The sequence below is a fragment of the Demequina sp. NBRC 110052 genome, assembly GCF_002090075.1.
Classification (GTDB): domain Bacteria; phylum Actinomycetota; class Actinomycetes; order Actinomycetales; family Demequinaceae; genus Demequina.
The window spans coordinates 1-1,413 of the sequence record NZ_BBRI01000001.1 but is presented as its reverse complement, the minus strand read 5'-3'; the positions used below and the strand labels follow the sequence as shown (position 1 = coordinate 1,413).

1 pseudogene is annotated in these 1,413 nt (G+C 65.3%); it reads right to left on the bottom strand.

Annotated elements, in window-relative coordinates:
• Window positions 1-38 precede the first annotated feature (38 nt).
• Window positions 39-1,291: pseudogene (locus B7K21_RS00005) on the bottom strand (IS256 family transposase).
• Between the last annotated feature and the right edge of the window lie 122 nt (window positions 1,292-1,413).

The window sequence follows — 1,413 nt, the reverse complement described above, 5'->3', positions numbered from 1 at the left end:
GGGTCAAGTCCCTGGAAGTGGTGTAGCTAGTTCCTTCGTTAGGCGGTGAGGGCGAGGGGTTCGGTGTCGCTCACCTCCTGGGTGTCGATGGCGGGCACGAGGCTGATGCGGGACTTGGCGAGGATGTCGAGTCCGAGGTAGCGGCGTCCTTCGGCCCATTCGTCGGTCTGCTCGGCAAGGACTGCTCCGACGAGTCGGATGATGGCGTCTCGGGTGGGGAAGATCCCGACGGAGTCGGTGCGGCGGCGGATCTCGCGGTTGAGCCGCTCGTTGGGGTTGTTGGACCAGATCTGCTGCCACAGGCCCTCGGGGAACGCGGTGAAGGCGAGGATGTCGGCACGAGCGGCGTCGAGGTGGTTGAACGCGTCGGGCAGCTTGTCCTCGACGTAGTCCAGGAGCCGGTCGAACTGTGCGCGGACCGACTTCGCGTCGGGCTGGTCGTAGACGGAGTGAAGCATGGCCTTCACGGCCGGCCACATTGTCTTGGGCGTCACGTCCATGAGGTTCGCCGCGTGAGTTAAGTGCGGCAGCGCTGCCAGGACGCTCCGGGCAGGTTCGCCGCGATGGCCTCCACGAGGCCTTGGTGGGCGTCTGAGGTGACCAGGCGGACCCCGGTAAGCCCGCGGGCGACGAGGTCGGCTAGAAACAAGTTCCATGCCGGTGCGGTCTCGCTCGTGGCGACTTGGAGTCCGAGGACTTCGCGGCGTCCGTCGGCGTTGACTCCCGTAGCGACCAGCACGACGGCGTTGATCACACGTCCGCCCTCACGAACCTTCATCGTCAGGGCGTCTGCGGCGACGAACGTGAACGGGCCTGCCTCGCCAAGGGGTCGATGCCTGAAGGTGGCGACGTGTTCGTCGAGGTCGGCGGCCATGCGAGACACCTGCGACTTCGATAGCCCGTCGATGCCGAGGGTCTTGACGAGCTTGTCCATCCGGCGGGTGCTGACGCCTGCGAGGTAGCAGTCGGCGACGACTGTGATCATCGCGGACTCGGCACGCTTGCGGCGTTCGAGGAGCCACTCGGGGAAGTAGGTGCCGCTGCGCAGCTTCGGGATCGCAACATCCACCGTTCCTACCCGGGTGTCTAGCGGGCGATGCCGGTAGCCGTTGCGTTGCGTGAGGCGGTCGGGCGAGGCCTGCCCCCACTCGGCTCCCACGACGGCGTCCGCATCGGCGGACAACAGCGCGTTGATCAAGGTCTGCAGCAGCGAACGCATCAAATCGGGAGAAGCGTCGCCGAGGGCTTCAGAAAGCATGCGGGCAGGGTCGACAATATGAGGTGCGGTCATCGTGATGTTCCGTTCGAGGATTCTTTGGAAGGTTGACTCGAAGGTCCTCACGGTGGCCGCTTCGTCGTTGACGACGACGTCGACCACCCTGTGAGGGCTACACCACCTTAGGGGGCACTACT